Below are 15679 nucleotides of genomic sequence, written 5' to 3' on the forward strand. Positions count from 1 at the left end.
GGAAAGGCCAATCGTGGGGGGGTGCGGGTGTGCGCGAGGCGCTCTTTCCAGATTACCGTCCGCGACGCCTCACCATCCCGACGGCAGCCTCGCCCCCAGCGCCCGCAGCGGCGCGGATGCCTTGATGCCCACCTCGCGCACCTCGTCGGCCGTGACGGAGGACCAGGTGATGCCGCCGCCGGCGCCCACCACGGCGGTCTCGCCGCGCAGCACGATGGAGCGGATGACCATCGCCAGATCGGCGCCGCCGTCGTCCCCGATCCAGCCGAAGCACCCGGCGTACACACCGCGCGGCGCTCCTTCGAGACGGTGCAGGATCCCCATCGCGGAGAGCTTGGGCGCGCCCGTCATGCTGCCGGCGGGGAACGCGCAGCGCAGCAGGTCCCTCATTCGCACCCCGGGCCGCAGCCGCCCCGACACGGTGCTGACGAGCTGGTGCACGTGCGGATAGCTCTCCACCGCCAGGAGCGCGTCCACGCGCACGGTTCCCGGTTCGCACACGCGGGCGAGGTCGTTGCGCATGAGGTCGACGATCATCACGTTCTCGGCGCGCTCCTTCTCGCTCGCGATGAGATCGCCCGCCAGGGCGGCATCCGCCGCCGCATCCGCCGCACGCGGCCGCGTGCCCTTGATGGGGCGCGTCCGCACGATCCCGTCGCCGACGGCGAGGAACTCCTCCGGGCTCGCGCTCAGCAGGGCCGTGTCCCCGATGCGCACGAAGGCGCCGTGGTGGGCGGGGCTGCCGGCGCGCAGCCGAGCGTAGACGGTGGCGGCATCCGCCGCGGGCGCCTCGAATCGCGTCGTGAGGCACAGCTGGTAGGCGTCGCCCTCGCGGATCGCGTCGCGGCAGCGCTCGATCATGACCGCATAGTGCTCGGCCGTGTGGCGCGCGCGGGCCTCGGTCGATCCGGTGGGCGGCAGCGGCTCGGGCGCCGGGGATGCCGCGGCATCCGTCATCCGCGCGTGCCACTCCGGTGCGTCGGATGCCGGGGCGACGGCCCACGCGCGACCCGTCGCGTGTTCGAAGGCGACCCAGCGGCGCACACGCATCCATCGGTCGTCCGCGGGGCCCGCCGCCGGGGCTCCCATTCCGTGAGCGCCGGATTCGTAGGAGAACCAGCCGATCCACCCGCCGCGGAAGCGGCCGGGGACCGACCACCCGGAATCCCCGCCGTCGGCGCTCCCCCCGAGAGCGACGTCGTGCACCACCTCGGCCGGCACGGCGTCGCCGACGCCGACGTAGCTGAAGCCTTCTCGGGCGTTCGTCCCCGAGTCGAGCCAGAACACCTCGGGATGCCGCGGCTCGATGGCCGCGAAGATGCGCGCCGGGTCGGCGCCCGCGGGCAGCGACACGGCGACGATGTCGTGGGGCATGACTCCCAGGCTACGGGGCCGCGCCGGGCCCTAGGCTCAAGGGGTGAACGACTTCCTGTCGGCGGTGCTCGATCTCGTTCAGGGCGTGGACCCGGTGCTGCGGACCCTGATCGCCGGCGTCGCGATCATGCTGGAGACCAGCGTTCTCGTGGGACTCGTTGTGCCCGGCGACACGATCGTCATCGTCGCCTCGACGGCCGTCTCGACGCCGTTCGAAGGCATCCTGCTCGGCGTAGCGGTCGTGGTCGGTGCGCTCGTGGGCGAGAGCATCGGCTTCTGGCTGGGATGGTGGCTCGGACCGAGGATCCGGCTCTCGCGGGTGGGCCGGCGCATCGGCGAGGCCAACTGGGCGAAGTCGGAGCGCTACCTGCGGCGCCGCGGCGGCCCGGCGATCTTCCTCTCCCGGTTCCTTCCCGTGCTGCACTCGCTCGTGCCGCTCACGGTCGGCATGAGCGGATACCCCTACCGCAGGTTCCTCGCGTGGACGGCGCCGGCGTGCATCCTGTGGGCGGCGCTCTACATCTCCGTGGCGGCGGCCGCGGCGGGCACGTATCGCGAGCTCGCCGACACCGTCCACACCGCGGGCTACGTCTTCGTCGGCGTCATCGTCGTCTTCCTGTTCCTGGCCTACATCGGCAAGAAGGTCATCGAGCGGGTGGAGCGCCGCCACTTCCACGACGAAGGCCCGGACGGCGCCGAACCGGCCGACGTGGAAGACTGAGGACGATGCCCACGTCGACCCAGCCCCCGGCCGAACCGCGGAAGATCCTCTGGCTCGCGCGCCTCGAGCGCCGATTCCACGCCTGGCGGGAACGCCGGGCGCGGCGTCGCGGCATGCGGCCGACCGTCGCGGCGTTCCCCGGCTACGGCGGCGACGGCTGGATCCGCGTCGTCGGACGGGTGCTCATCGTCCGGCCGCCTCGGCGCACGGAGAACGGCGAGCTCGCGAGCGTGCGCGGCTGGCGCAGCTTCCTCGGCATCCCCGTCGGCAACGCCCGTGTCACGGTCACCGTGGCGGGCCGCCGGCACGAGGTCGTCGCCGATCGAGGGGGCGTCGTGGATGCCGTGATCGACGCATCGCTCGAGCCGGGGTGGCAGCCGGTGTCCTTCTCGGTCGAGGGGTGCGAACCGGTCGAGGCGAGGATCTTCGTCGTCGCGCCGGATGTCGAGGTGGGGGTGCTCTCGGACGTCGACGACACCGTCATGGTCACGGCGCTCCCCCGACCCCTGCTCGCCGCCTGGAACTCCTTCGTCGTCGACGAGCACGCGCGTCTGCCCGTGCCCGGCATGGCGGTGCTCCTCGAGCGCCTCGTGCGCAGCCACCCCGGCGCGCCGATGATCTACCTGTCAACGGGGGCGTGGAACATCGCCCCCACCCTGACCCGCTTCCTCACCCGACACCTGTTCCCGCCGGGGGCGATGCTGCTGACGGATTGGGGTCCGACGCACGAGCGCTGGTTCAGGAGCGGGCGCGATCACAAGGCGGAGAACCTCCGCCGCCTCGCCGCGGAGTTCCCGAACATCACGTGGATCCTGATCGGCGACGACGGACAGCACGACGACGAGATCTACACGCAGTTCACGCGTGATCACCCCGACCGCGTCGCCGGCGTCGCCATCCGCAGGCTGTCCACCGCCGAGGCCGTGCTGGCCGGAGGCCGCACCGTCGTGGACGATCACTCCGGCGCCGCTCCGTGGGTATCGGCGTCGGATGGTGCGGGGCTTCTCGAACGCCTCGACGAGGCGGGTCTCGTCGGCCCCGGCGGCTCCGCCGACGCACCGCGACGCTGACCGCCCCGGCCCCGGCCCGCGCCGATGTCGGCACGCCCGCGTAGGGTGGCGTGCATGTGCGGACGTTTCGTCGTGGCCCGGCCATCGACAGAGCTCGTGGACTTCCTCGACGTCGACACGATCGGCGAGGATCTCCCCGCCCCGTCGTTCAACGTCGCCCCCACCGATCGCGCCGCGATCGTGCTCGACTCGATCAAGACCGAGCCGCCGACCCGGCGCCTCGAAGCGGCGCGGTGGGGACTCGTCCCCGGCTGGGCGAAGGATCCCTCCGTCGGTTCCCGCGCCTTCAACGCGCGGGCCGAAGATGCCGAGCACAAGCCGATGTTCCGCGCGGCGCTCGAGAAGCGCCGCGCCATCGTCCCGACCTCGGGGTATTACGAGTGGCAGACGACGCCGGATGGCAAGACCCCCCACTTCGTCCACCCCGCCGACGACGCACCGCTGCTGCTGGCGGGTCTCTACGAGTGGTGGCGCGATCCCGCGCGCCCCGACGACGACCCCGCCCGCTGGATGCTGAGCTTCACCGTCCTCACGCGGGACGCCGTCGGCTCCCTCGGCTCGATCCACGATCGCATGCCGCTCTTCCTCGATCTCGACCACGCCGAGGCGTGGCTCGACCCCACGGTCGCCAACGTGGGCGATGTGCTGGATGCCGCGATCGACGCGGCGCCGAGCGTCGCGGCCGAGCTCGAGGCTCGCGTGGTCGGCCGAGCCGTGGGCAACGTGCGCAACAACGACCCCTCCCTGATCGAGCCGGCCGCCTGAGCCCCGCGCATCCTCGAGGGGTGCCCGAGACGACGACCGTCCGAGCGCCGACGCGCGCTCAGCCCACGGGCGCGCACTCGCCGCAGGGCACCGCACCGGACGAGCCGCCCCGGGCCAGACGCAGCGCGGTCACGCGCGTCGCCGCCTCCTGCAGGCGCTCGGGCGCGATCCGCCCCGACTCTGTGGCCTGCACGATCCCGTCGACGACGGCCGTCACCCGCCCCGGTGTCGTATAGGCGACGCCCAGAACCAGGTCGTTGCCCGCGACGACCGCCGCGATCGCGTTCTCGACGGGGTCGGAGTACGCGGGGATGCCGGATGCCTCGAGCATCGCCATGTCGTCGGTGACCGCGACCCCCGTGAAGCCGAGCTCGTCGCGCAGGATGTCGTGCCACGCGGCGGAGAGCGACGCCGGAGCGGCATCCACCGCGGTGTAGGCCAGGTGCCCGAACATCACCAGCTCCGCGCCCGCGGCGACGCCCTCGCGGAACGGCACCGCCTCGCCCGACCTCCAGGCCTCGAGGCTCATGTCGGTGGCGGGGATGACGCGGTGCGAGTCGCCCGGCGTCGCGCCGTGGCCCGGGAAGTGCTTGAGCGTCGAGGCGGCGAAGGGGCTCTCACCCTCCACCGCGGCCGCGACGCGCTCGGCCGACCCTGCGGCATCCGTCCCGAGTGACCGGCGGTAGATGAACGATCCCGGGTCGTCGGTGTAGTCGGCGACGACTCCGAAGTTGACGCCGATGCCGACGCGGCCCAGCAGCGATCCGCGGGCGGCGAAGGCGTCGAGTGCCGCCTCGGCGTCCGTCCGCTTGAGCGTCGTGGAGGCGGGGAAATCGTCCCATCGCAGGCGGCGCACATCACCGCCCTCCTGATCCACCGCGATGAGCGGAGGCAGGGCGGCGTCCAGGGTGAGCGCGTCCGTGAGGTCGCGCACGGCCGCCTCGTCGCCACCGATGTTCGCGCCCATGAGGATGAACCCGGCGATGCCCGTCTGCGCGACGAAGTCCGCCGCGGCGCCCGGGTCGGTCGTGGGGGTGTGCGCCATGACGATCGCGGCGGCACGCTCTCGGGTCGACAAGGCCGCCACGAGAGCGGCCGCGGCATCCGATCGGTCCTGCGCCGCCGCAGGCTCGACACGGATCGGCGGTGCCTCCTCGCCCTGTGCCGTCGGCACGGGCGGAGGGGCGGCGGCCGCGGGGGCCGCGACCGCCAACGGCACGGCGATCGCGGCGAGGACGGCTGCCCGCCCCAGGTTTCGGGGCACCCACCGCGGGGCCGCCGTCACGTCCGTTCCTCGACCTCGGGCCGGGCCGCCGCGATCTGCTCCTCGAGCGTCAACGGGGCGTGCGTGACGATGTCGTGCACGAAACCCAGTTTGCGCCTCACCGTCGCGACGAGGTCGAACGGGTACAGGTCCCCGAAGCCCATGGACCGCTTGATGCGGTTGAACGCCTCGCTCATCCAGTCCCAGTCGCTCAGGAGCCGCTGCACCGGTTCGTCTCGGTAGCTGTCCCGGGGCACCACGTCCGTGTCGCGCAGGTTCGTCGCGCTCGCATCCAGGTGGATGCCGATCGCCGCGGCCGTGCCCAGCGTTCCCGTGATGTGAAGGTAGTGCGCGAAGGTCTCCGCGAAATCCTCCCAGGGGTGCATCGTGGCGTATTCCGAGATGTGCGTCTGCTGCCACCCCTCCGGAGCGCCCAGGGAGTAGTGCCGCGCTATCGCGTCCTGGTAGCTCGTGCGCTCGTCGCCGAAGAGGTCGCGGCACGCGGCCCACGCGGCGTCGTCGGTGAGGAGGACGCTCTGGTAGTAGTGGCCGACCTCGTGCCGCAGGTGCCCGAGGATCGTCCGGTACGGCTCGCCGAGCTTGACCCGCAGCGCCTCCCGCCGGTCGTCGAGGCTCTCCGCGAGATCGATCGTGATGATGCCGTTCGCGTGTCCGATGACGACGCGCTCGCCGCCCGAAAGGCTCGAGATGAGGTCGAATCCGAGGCCCCCCGGCTTCGTGTCCCACGGGACGATGGGAAGCCCCAGGCTCCCCAGCTGCAGCAGCAGCCGGCGCTTGGCCTCCTCGACCTTCCCCCACTTCTCGAGCGCGATCGTGTCGTCGGCTGCCGGACGACGCCGCGTCAGCCGGCAGGAGAAGCACTGCCCCGCCGGAGCGTCGTCGCGCACGAGCCAGTTGCAGCCCCACCCGCGATTCGAGCATGTATACCAGGCGACCCCCTCGATCACGGTGTACCCGTCGCGGATGCCGTGGAAGCGCCGATCGAGCAGGTTGAACCCCAGCTCGCCGCCGCACTGCGGGCAGGTCAGGGCGTCGAGATAGACGAAGTGCCGGCAGTGGGGACAGCGCGGGGTGGAGCTCACCTGCACACCGTACCCGTCGGCTCGTGCCCGCGCTCAGCGAGCGCTGCGCACCATGCCTCCCGGAACCGCTCCGCCGAAGAGCTGCTCCACCGTCACGAGCGTGAACCCGCGGTCGAGAAGGCCGTCGAGGATACCGGGGAGCACGCGCGCCGTGACCGCCTGGATGTCGTGCATGAGGACGATCGATCCGGGCCGCGGGGCCGACACCGTGTACTGCGCCAGCGTCGCGTCCTCCGCACCCTCCCAGTCGCGCGTGTCGATGCTCCACATGACAGCGGGCTGCCCCGCGACCCGCAGCACGCGCTGGTCGACATCGCCGTACGGCGGCCGGAAGGTCGACACCGGCTGCCCCGACAGCTGGCGCAGCAGCGCGGCCGTGTCGGCGAGCTGCTCGCCGATCCCCGCGTCATCCAGCATCGGAAGCCGAGGGTGGTTCCAGGTGTGGTTTCCGACCTGGTGGCCCTCCGCAGCGGCGCGGCGCACGAGGTCCGGGTGCCGCGCGGCGTTCTGGCCGAGCATGTAGAAGGTGGCGGCCGTGCCTCGTTCCCGCAGTGCGTCGAGGATCTCCCCCGTGAGGCCGCCCGGTCCGTCGTCGAGCGTCATCGCCATGCAGGGCACGAGGTCGCACGGCACCCGCTCGAAGCCCGCACCCCGGGAGCCGGCGCCGACGAAGGGCCCGGCATCGGCCAGCAGCCGACGTCCGAAGGGGGTGAGGAGCGGCGTGTAGATCTCCGCGGGAAGCGCCACCGAGACGGGGTGATCGGCATCGGGCACCCGCCACCGCGCGAGGCCCTCCAGCTCCCGCGCGCTGAAGCCCGACGGCAACGGCAGCACGAGCTCGCTGTCGGCAACCACCGCATCGGCGACGGCCCGGCGCAGCAGGGCCCGCTGCGCCTCGTCCGGCGCGGTCACCGGCGCCGTGCTCAGCGAGCCCGCCTGTCGGCGGAGCATCTCGACGACATCGCTCCAGAGCCCGGCGGCATCGCCCACGATCTCCGACCCATCGACGACGTCTCCGCTCGCGACGTCGGCGTAGAGCGTCGTCGTCGTGTCGGAGGTCACGACACCGCCCACGCCCGTGACGATGCGCACGCTCTGACCCCACAGGGTCTCCGCGGCGTGCACGATCTCGCAGACGACGACGGTGCGCGGGGCGTCCCCCGCACCGAGCACTTCCCGGGCCGCCCGCGTCGAGGCTCCCGCCTCGCAGCCGCGGCTCGCGAAGCCCGCGCCCGGGTCCTGCGCCTGCGGCCGGTACGCCTGCCCCGACAGCGAGGACTGCGCCTCGATGGCGCGTCGGACGACCTCCTCGATCGCCCCGTTCACGGCGTGGTCCCCCGGCAGGACGGCCCATCGCGCGTCGATTCCCGTCGCGTCGTTGCGGATCCGCTGGCCGATCGCGGCGGCCTCCCCCGCTGCCGGGGGCGACGTAGACCCGGCAGGCAGCGCCTCGACGAGCCGGCCGGACTCCGGCCACGCCTGCGGCTGCCACCGTGGGTCGGTCTCCGGCGCGCACGCCGTCAGCACGAGCGCCGCAGCGGCGAGAGCGGCGAGAGCGCGACGGCGTGCCCCGATCATGCGGCGGCCCCGATCCCCGCGACCAGCATCGCGACCTCCGCACGGTAGCCCTCCGTCTCATCGGCGACGACGACGACCCTGCTCCCGCCCGCCGTCACGACACCGGCGATCCCCGAGCCGTCCGCCGTTTCGGCGTGCACGAAGATGCCGCCCGCCGCGGTCGTCTCCGTGCTCACGGGCCCGTGCCCTGCCGCGGTCTCGGCGAGGAGGGCCTCCGGATCGCCCGGATCCGTGAGCCGTAGCTCGACGTGCAGGACTCCGTCGGGAGACCACAACTCGAGGCGAGAGGCGTCGGTCGGCACGGGGCGCAGTGCCCAGCCCGAGGGGACCCGCGCACCGACCCGATGATCCCCAGCGGAGAGCTCGACCGTGCGGGGCTCCTCCGAGACGGTCGTCAGCGACGCCGCCCACACCTGGGGAACGACGACGACGCACGCCACGCCGACGATCCCGGTCAGCACCACCACGAGCACGACGACGCCGAGCACACGACGGCGGCTCTCGGTCAACACATCGAGATTGTGGCAGGAACCGGCATCCGCCCCCGTGCTGAACTCGCCGTATGCGTCGACGTGGCCGCTCAGGGCTGCAGGCGGTGCAGCTCCCACGTCTGCTCGCCGGCACCGCGCCGGTAGACGATCCGGTCGTGCAGCCGCGAGCGGCGGCCCTGCCAGAACTCCGCCTCGTCGACGACGAGCCGGTAGCCGCCCCAGAAGTCGGGCCGGGGCACCCGCTCTTCGTGCTGCCACCGCGCGGCCTCGCGCGCGAAGGCGGCCTCGAGTTCGTCCCGGCTGCCGATCTCCTCGGACTGATGCGACGCCCGGGCGGCGATCTGCGATGCCCGGGGGCGCGCGGCGAAGTACGCGTCGGATGCCGCGTCGTCCACGAGCTCGACGCGGCCCGCCACGATCACCTGGCGCTGCAGTGCGTACCAGGGGAAGAGGGCGGATGCCGCGGCCCGGTGCGCGAGCGCCCGGCCCTTCCGGGACTGGCGATTCGTATAGAAGAGAAGACCCGACTCGTCGATGCCGCGCAGCAGCACGGTTCGCGAGGAGGGCTGCTCGCCCGGATCTATCGTGCTGATCACCATCGCGTTGGGCTCCACGAGGCCCTCGTCGGAGGCGCGCTCGAGCCACTGAGCCAACTGTGCGAGCGGTTCGGGCGCGAAGTCGGCCTCGTCGAGGGCGTCGAGTTCGTACTCGGCGCGGTGCGAGAGCGGGTCCATGGTGCCTCCGGAGGGACGCGATCGGTACAGCAACCCATTTCACCGCACGAATCGGGAAGCAGGACCGGATGCACGCATCGAGGTCGCCGTCCGCGAGTGCGCGCGCCCGGCCGCGTGGCGCCGGTTCACTCGTCGAGGGCTGCGACGAGCGCGTCCTCCACGGCCCGGCGCGGGAGGCCCGGGTTCTCGTGCCCCAGCGTGCCGAAGGTGACCGGGTCCCAATCCAGCCCCAGCGCCCTGTTGACGGCGACGAGCACCTGCACGAACCTGTCGACCGGACCGAGCGGGAGCATTCCGCTCAGCAGTCTGGCGCCCCGCACCGCGCGCTGCGACGTGCCGATCAGCTTCACGGCGCCTCGCGCATTGACGCTGAACTGGCCGGGACAGTACTCGCCCGGCACCTCGCCGAGCCGCGCGTCGACTCCGAGAGCACGTAGCGCCGCGACGAGCCGATCGCCGACGTCGCGGAAGAACAGCGCCTGATCCATCGGGCCCCCTGCTTCTCGCAGGATCACGTCGAAGACAACGCAGGTCTCGTCGTATGCGACCGCCCGGCCGCCGGTGTGGCGGATGACGGGTACGAAGCCGTGAGCGATGCACGCCCGACGAGCCTCCTCGAATCCGGGCATGCGGCTCTCGCGCCGACTCATCGCGACCATCGGGGGCGGTGTCGAGACTCGCACCACGCGACGGTGCGGGATCTTGCCCGCCGCGACCGCGCGCAGCAGCTCGAGCGAACGCTTCAGCTCGGCGTCGGCAGCCGCGACCGGCGTGCCGGGAAGCGTGCCGCCCGTCGACGGCGGCTCACGGATCATCAGCGTGCCGGCGGGCGCCGGCGGACTGGAGCGCGTCATCCTTCGATGGTCGCGATCACGCCCCCCTGCGACACGGCCTGCTCTTCCGGGACGAGCAGAGAGATGACGCCGGATGCCGGGGCATACAGCTCCTGGTCGACCTTCTGCATCGCGACCTCGGCGATGAGGGCGCCCTCGGCGACCTCCTCGCCGTCACCGACGAACCACGTCGCGACGACGCCCAGGGCATTCGCGTCGTCGGACATCGACGGGAATCGCACATCCGTCACCCCGTCACCGCCTCACGGATCGCCGCCTCGATGCGGGCGGGCGTGGGCAGCACCGCGTATTCGAGCTCCCGCGCGTACGGGATCGGGACGTCGGGCACCGCCACGCGCGACACGTGGCGCAGCAACGCCGGATCGCGTTCGGCGACGGAGGCGATCACCTCCCCCGTCATGCCGAACGACTCGTAGTCCTCGTCGACGACGACGAGTCGTCCCGTCTTCGACACCGACGCGACGATGGCCTCCCGGTCCAGCGGCACCAGGGAGCGGAGATCGATCACCTCGACGCTGACGCCCTCCCCCTCCAGCTTCTCGGCCACATCGAGCGCGTGATGGACCGAGAGGGAAACGGTCACGACCGTGACATCGGTCCCCTCCCGCGCGACGCGGGCCTTGCCGATCGGCACCTCGTACGCCTCTTCGGGCACCGCGCCGATCGAGCGGGGGTTCTTCTTCATCCACCCGAGTCCCATGACCCCCTTGTGGAACATGAACACGACCGGGTCGTCGCTGCGGATGGCGGCGGTCATGAGCCCCTTCGCGTCGTAGGGCGTCGAAGGGACGACGACCTTCATTCCCGGCAGGTGCGCGAACGTGCCCCACAGGGTCTGGGAGTGCTGCGCGCCGTCGGAGTACCCGCCGCCGGTGGCCGTCATCAGCACCATCGGCACCTTCACGTTGCCGCCGGACTCGTAGTGGATCTTCGCCATGTGGTTGTAGATCTGGTCCATGCACACACCGAAGAAGTCGGCGAACATCAGCTCGACGACCGGCCGCATGCCCTCGACCGCCGCGCCGATTCCGAGGCCGATGAACGCCGTCTCGGAGATCGGCGTGTCGAGCACCCGCTCGGGGCCGAACTCGTCGATGAGCCCCGTCGTGGAGGAGAAGATGCCGCCGTACGGGCCGACGTCTTCGCCCATGACGAACACCGAGGGGTCGGCGCGCATCTGCTGTGCGATCGCCTCCTGAAGCGCCTTCGCCGTCGACAGCTTGCGGCTGCCGGGGGCGGGTTCGACCGCGACCGCCTTCGATGCGGCATCCGCTGTCGTGCTCATGAGCGTGCTCCTTCCGCGAACACGTAGTCCAGTGCGTGGGTGGGGTCGGGGATGGGCGAGGATTTCGCGTAGGCGACGGCGTCCTCGACCCTTTCGGAGGCGCTGGCGCGCATGACCGCGGCATCCGCCTCCTCGATGACACCGTCGGCGACGAGCTTCGCCACGTAGGTGGGGATCGGGTCGCGCCCGGGAACGCCCTCGATGTCGGCTCGGTACCCCTGCGCGTCTCCCTCGAAGTGACCCCACAGTCGAAGCGTGTGCACCTCGATGAGAGAGGGTCCCTCGCCGGCCCGCGCTCGCGCGATCGCCTCGCCCGCGGCACGGTAGACGCCCTCGACGTCGTTGTCTCCGACACGGATGCCGGGGATGCCGTATGCGGCCGCGCGGTCGGCGTTCGAAGCGACCGCCGTCGCGGCGGCGCGGGGCACCGAGATGCCCCAGTCGTTGTCCTCCACGACGAAGACGACCGGCAGGTTCCACACGGCCGCGAGGTTGAGCGATTCGTGGAAAGCACCCTGGTTCGCGGCCCCCTCGCCCGTCACCGCGACGGCGACGCGGTCGGTGCCCCGTCGCTGGAACGCGAACGCCTGGCCGAGAGCCGGCGGTAGCCCCTCGGCGATGATGCCCGAGCACGAGAAGTGCGTCGCCGGGTCGAACAGGTGCATATGTCCGCCTCGGCCGCGCCCGAGACCGGTCTCCCGGCCGAAGATCTCCGCCGTCATCGCCCGGAGGTCCACGCCGTGCGCGATCGCGATGTGGTGCGGTCGATGCGTGCCGGTGAGCGCGTCGTCGGGGGTGAGATGAGCGCAGACACCTGCGGCGACGGGCTCCTGCCCCGCAGACAGGTGCATCTCGCCCGGCACCAGGCCGGCACCGATGTCGAACACCGGCGATTTGCCGGCGTGATACTCGCGCAGGATGGCCTCTTCGTACGTGCGGATGAGGAGCATCGTGTTCAGCAGCTCGCGACGCGTCGCGTCATCGAGCCGTGGGGATGGCGTCATTGCAACCCTCCTTGGTGGTGACAGCACTGTCGGGGCGGACGGGTATGCCGCCGTCGGGGCCACGATAGACAGGTCGTCCGGAACTGCGACAGATGCCGGATTTCAGATGGTGAAGTAGGGGCGTCCGTCATCCGCGGGCGGGTGGTCAGCGCGCGAACTGTCCGAAACGGTCCGCCGCCAGGCGCATCGACAGCCGGTTCGCGATCCTGCGCAGTCGGAGCGCGAGCGCGTCCGTGTCGATTCCCTCGGCGTGCGCCGGAATCGACACCGCGAGGGATGCCGTCACCACCGGTGTCTGCACCGGCACCGCGAGGCACATGTACCCGATCGCATACTCCTCCCGGTCGAGGACCACGGGCCCCGCCCGCTCCAGTTGCTCCAGCAGGAGCCGGCGGTCCCTGATCGTGTGGGGCGTCAGCTCGTCCAGCGGATGACGCGAGAGGTAGTCGCGCCGCTCATCCGGCGAGAGCTCGGCGAGGATCTGCTTGCCCAGCGCGGTCGCGTGAGCGCTCGAGTGCAGCCCCACCCACAACTCGACCCGCGGGCTCGACTTGGCGTCGACGATATCGATGAGGTGCACCTCGCCGTCGGCGTAGCGCGAGAGATACGCCGTCGCGCCCAGGCCGTCCGCCACCTCGTGGAGCGACTCGCGCACCCGAGCGAGGAACACCCCCGAGTCATCCCTGTCGCGCAGCCCGGGGATCCTGGAACCGAGCACGAGTCCGTCCGGCTCCGTCGCCAAGTAGCCTTCACGGATCAGAGTTCGCACCAGGTTGTAGGTCGTTCCCAGCGTCAGCCCCGACGCATGGGCGAGCGTCTTCGCCGTCACCGGCCGGGAGGAGTTGGCCACGACGTCCACCAGCCGCAGGGCGCGCTGGACCGACGCGATCAGCGTCTCACCGGGTGCGTGCGGCTCTGAGGACATCGTCGACCTCCACGATGCCCCCATGATACGTGGGTCCGGAAGGGAGCTGTCATCGAGGGATCCGGACGTTCTGCAGAGGGGCCGGCTCCGGGGTACCTGAGGCGGGAGGCGCGGCACACCCCTTGAAAGTGCGGGCCGTGGGGAGTATCTCTGGGTTCGGTCGTGCGCTCGATCGCGCGGCCGGGGCAATCGCGGAAACGGATGGGGAACGGGCGATGGCGTCCGACGAACTGCGCGCGTATGTCGACGCGCTCCGAGCGCGCTTGGCGGCGCTCGGCGTCGACCCGGGGCCCCTCGGCGCGCTCGCCACCGCCGCGCAGACGATCGCCGACCTCATCGACCACCCCGAGACCGTCACCGAGGCGGCATGGCGTGCCGCGGTAGCCCAATGGGAAAGCGCCCGCGCGGCGGTCATCGACGCACTCCGCAAGGCGACGCTGGGCACCCTCGCGCAGATCCCGGTTCTGAACGAGTTGACGGATGACGCAGAGCTGGTGACGAATGGTATCAACGCCGATCTCGACATCGGCCCCGTTCACGTCGCCGTCCGCACCGCGGTGCTCTACGTCGACCCGCCTGCGGTTCCCGGCGTCGAGCTGCCGCCCGTGCCGATCGGACCGTTCGCGCTCGGCGCGATCGAGGCATCGCTCGCACCGCCGAACTCGGGAGGGGGCGTCTCGCTCCCCGGCGGCGGATCGCTGGTGCGTCTGCCGGGAGGGACGGCGGGTGCAGCCGAGCGTGGCTGGGGCGGCTCCATCTCGGTGCCGGTCCCTCCTGTGCTCGTGACGGCGTCCGCGCTGCTGGCCGTCGACGGCTCGGACCCGAGCTTCCTCGCCGTGCTCGGCATCCAATTCCTCCCTCCCATCCAACTGTCGTTCGGGTTCGCTCTGGATCGCGTCGGGGGCATCGTCGGGGTCAACCGCAATATGGACACCGACGCGCTGAGGGTCGCGGTCCGCACCGGAGCCGCCGGCGACGTGCTGCTGCAGGTGCGGCCTCCGGACGACCCGCTCGCCGTCGCGGGCACCCTCGACCGGATCTTCCCGCGGCGCACCGCCGTGCACGTCATCGGCCCGTCGATGCGGCTGACGTGGCTCTCGGTGGGCCCCTCCGGCAGCATGGTGTCGCTCGACCTCGTCATGGTCGTGCAGATCCCCGACGGCCGCGTCGCGATCCTCGGTGTCGCGCGCATCGGCATTCCCGGACTGCCCGGCGTGCTGAACCTGCGCATCGACATGCTCGGTCTCGTCGACCCCGTCGAGAAGCTCGTGTCGATCGACGCGAGCCTCGTCGACAGCCACGTCCTCGGCATCTTCGAGATCTACGGCGACGCCGCGCTGCGGCTCAGCTGGGGCAGCGAGGCGTACGTCGTCGTGTCGATCGGCGGATTCTTCCCCGGCTTCGACCCGAAGCCCGCGAAGCTGCCGGCCCTGCGGCGAGTGGGCATGGCGCAGTCGGTGCCCGGCAGCGGCATCACGCTGCGGGTCGAGGGCTACTTCGCCGTCACCGCCAACACGGTGCAGCTCGGCGGTCGGATCGAGGCGGGGATCAGCGTCGCGGTGCTCGACGCCCGCGGCTTCATCGAGACCGACGCCATCCTGCAGCTGCGGCCCTTCCGATTCCAGGCGCGCATCGCGGCCGGCTTCTCGGTCTCGGCCGGCGGGTTCGACTTCGCGTCGGTGCAGCTGTCGGGGCAGATCTCCGGACCGGGTCCGATCGTCGTGCGGGGCTCCCTCTCGGTGTCGGTGTTCCTGTTCGAGCTGGAGTTCGACCAGACGTTCACGCTCGGCGCCGGCCCGGCCGACGCGCTACCGGTCGCCGAGGCGGTGCTGGACGTGCTGGCCGCGGAGGTCGCGAGGAAGGAGAACCTCCACGCCGAGAACACGACCGATCGGCTGGTCGTGCTGGCCCCCCGGAAGCCCGTTCCGGGAAAAGCGCTGGTGCCTCCCACCGGCACGCTGCTCGTGCAGCAGAAGGTCCTCCCGCTCGGCCTGCCGATCTCGCGCCTCAAGGGCGTTCCGCTGACGGGCCTCGTCGGTGCGCGCATCACCGGCGCGGGCGCCGACGTGCGCGACTCGTTCGCGCCGGGCGTCTTCCTCACGCTGACCGACGCCGAACTGGTCAACCGCCCCCCGTTCGACCTGCTGCCGGCCGGCAAGGTGCTCAGCCCCGCCGAGCCGGACCTCGGCACCTTCCCGCACGCCGACGAGAAGCGCGTGCTCGAGCAGATCGTGATCGACACGAGAACCGGGGTCGAGCGCAAGGTCCCCTCTTCGGCGTTCCTCGACCTCAGCGCGGCCTTCGCGATGGTGTCGGCCGCGCGCTCCGAGCCCGCGCTGTCCGACCGTACGACGGTGCTCTCGGCCGTCGCCGAGAAGTGGACCGTGCTCGGTGCGGGGCAGGTGCACGAGTCCGCGACAGAGGCCCACCAGTGGGCGCGCGCCATGGGCACCACGGCAGTGCCGAGCGCCGACCTCTTGGCCCCGGTCGTCCTGGTGGGGGTGCTGTAGG

Annotated in this window: 15 protein-coding genes; 4 read left to right on the forward strand and 11 right to left on the reverse strand. The window is 71.7% G+C overall.

Translation table 11 applies throughout. The features are described 5' to 3' along the window. Nucleotides 1-69: 69 nt before the first annotated feature. Nucleotides 70-1374, reverse strand: a complete 1305-nt coding sequence (pabB, locus tag ACIGCK_RS08325) for an aminodeoxychorismate synthase component I (RefSeq protein ID WP_396665265.1) — start codon at nt 1372-1374, stop codon at nt 70-72. A 43-nt stretch (nt 1375-1417) separates the two neighbouring features. Between pabB and ACIGCK_RS08330 the strand changes: the two genes are divergently transcribed. From ACIGCK_RS08330 to ACIGCK_RS08340, 3 genes are read left to right on the forward strand one after another with little or no spacing between them, the layout of a single operon-like run. Then, a complete protein-coding gene (locus ACIGCK_RS08330; protein WP_396665266.1) occupies nt 1418-2095 on the forward strand; it encodes a DedA family protein in 678 nt (225 codons plus the stop codon). A gap of 5 nt (nt 2096-2100) precedes the next feature. Then, on the forward strand, nt 2101-3165 hold the full coding sequence (locus ACIGCK_RS08335; protein ID WP_330171750.1) for a phosphatase domain-containing protein: 1065 nt from the start codon (nt 2101-2103) through the stop codon (nt 3163-3165). 54 nt (nt 3166-3219) lie between these two features. Further along, the gene (locus ACIGCK_RS08340) at nt 3220-3930 is read left to right on the forward strand and encodes an SOS response-associated peptidase (RefSeq protein ID WP_330171749.1); all 711 of its coding nucleotides are present in this window, start codon (nt 3220-3222) and stop codon (nt 3928-3930) included. Between the two features lie 58 nt (nt 3931-3988). On the opposite strand, the gene ACIGCK_RS08345 is transcribed toward ACIGCK_RS08340, so the two are convergent. The 10 genes from ACIGCK_RS08345 to ACIGCK_RS08390 all read right to left on the reverse strand — a co-directional run bounded on the left by ACIGCK_RS08345 (nt 3989) and on the right by ACIGCK_RS08390 (nt 13168). Next, a complete protein-coding gene (locus ACIGCK_RS08345; RefSeq protein ID WP_396665268.1) occupies nt 3989-5215 on the reverse strand; it encodes a glycoside hydrolase family 3 N-terminal domain-containing protein in 1227 nt (408 codons plus the stop codon). Beyond that, on the reverse strand, nt 5212-6297 hold the full coding sequence (locus ACIGCK_RS08350) for a putative zinc-binding metallopeptidase (RefSeq protein ID WP_396665270.1): 1086 nt from the start codon (nt 6295-6297) through the stop codon (nt 5212-5214). The genes ACIGCK_RS08345 and ACIGCK_RS08350 overlap by 4 nt, the downstream gene beginning before the upstream one ends. 33 nt (nt 6298-6330) lie before the next feature. After that, complete coding sequence (locus ACIGCK_RS08355) at nt 6331-7875, reverse strand: polysaccharide deacetylase family protein (protein ID WP_396665271.1); 1545 nt, start codon at nt 7873-7875, stop codon at nt 6331-6333. Beyond that, complete coding sequence (locus tag ACIGCK_RS08360; protein WP_396665273.1) at nt 7872-8483, reverse strand: hypothetical protein; 612 nt, start codon at nt 8481-8483, stop codon at nt 7872-7874. Before ACIGCK_RS08360 ends, ACIGCK_RS08355 begins: the two co-directional genes overlap by 4 nt. Beyond that, nucleotides 8456-9100: a pyridoxamine 5'-phosphate oxidase gene (pdxH, locus tag ACIGCK_RS08365; protein WP_396665275.1), complete on the reverse strand. Its 645-nt coding sequence runs from the start codon at nt 9098-9100 to the stop codon at nt 8456-8458. The genes ACIGCK_RS08360 and pdxH overlap by 28 nt, the downstream gene beginning before the upstream one ends. A gap of 125 nt (nt 9101-9225) precedes the next feature. Then, nucleotides 9226-9954 carry a biotin/lipoate A/B protein ligase family protein gene (locus ACIGCK_RS08370; protein ID WP_396665276.1) on the reverse strand — a complete coding sequence of 243 codons (729 nt, stop codon included), beginning with the start codon at nt 9952-9954 and terminating at the stop codon, nt 9226-9228. Beyond that, on the reverse strand, nt 9951-10184 hold the full coding sequence (locus tag ACIGCK_RS08375) for a biotin/lipoyl-containing protein (RefSeq protein ID WP_396665278.1): 234 nt from the start codon (nt 10182-10184) through the stop codon (nt 9951-9953). Before ACIGCK_RS08375 ends, ACIGCK_RS08370 begins: the two co-directional genes overlap by 4 nt. Beyond that, nucleotides 10181-11239 (reverse strand): alpha-ketoacid dehydrogenase subunit beta, encoded by a 1059-nt coding sequence (locus tag ACIGCK_RS08380; protein WP_396665280.1) that lies wholly within the window; start codon nt 11237-11239, stop codon nt 10181-10183. The genes ACIGCK_RS08375 and ACIGCK_RS08380 overlap by 4 nt, the downstream gene beginning before the upstream one ends. Then, nucleotides 11236-12243, reverse strand: coding sequence for a thiamine pyrophosphate-dependent dehydrogenase E1 component subunit alpha (locus tag ACIGCK_RS08385; protein WP_396665282.1), 1008 nt, complete (start codon nt 12241-12243; stop codon nt 11236-11238). The genes ACIGCK_RS08380 and ACIGCK_RS08385 overlap by 4 nt, the downstream gene beginning before the upstream one ends. Nucleotides 12244-12388: 145 nt before the next feature. After that, the gene (locus ACIGCK_RS08390; protein ID WP_396665284.1) at nt 12389-13168 is read right to left on the reverse strand and encodes an IclR family transcriptional regulator; all 780 of its coding nucleotides are present in this window, start codon (nt 13166-13168) and stop codon (nt 12389-12391) included. A 215-nt stretch (nt 13169-13383) separates the two neighbouring features. On the opposite strand from ACIGCK_RS08390, the gene ACIGCK_RS08395 reads away from it, so the two are divergent. Beyond that, nucleotides 13384-15678, forward strand: a complete 2295-nt coding sequence (locus ACIGCK_RS08395) for a DUF6603 domain-containing protein (RefSeq protein WP_396665286.1) — start codon at nt 13384-13386, stop codon at nt 15676-15678. Nucleotide 15679: the final 1 nt, after the last annotated feature.

It is taken from the genome of Microbacterium sp. NPDC078428 (assembly GCF_044542535.1).
In the GTDB taxonomy this organism is placed as follows: Bacteria; Actinomycetota; Actinomycetes; order Actinomycetales; family Microbacteriaceae; genus Microbacterium; species Microbacterium limosum.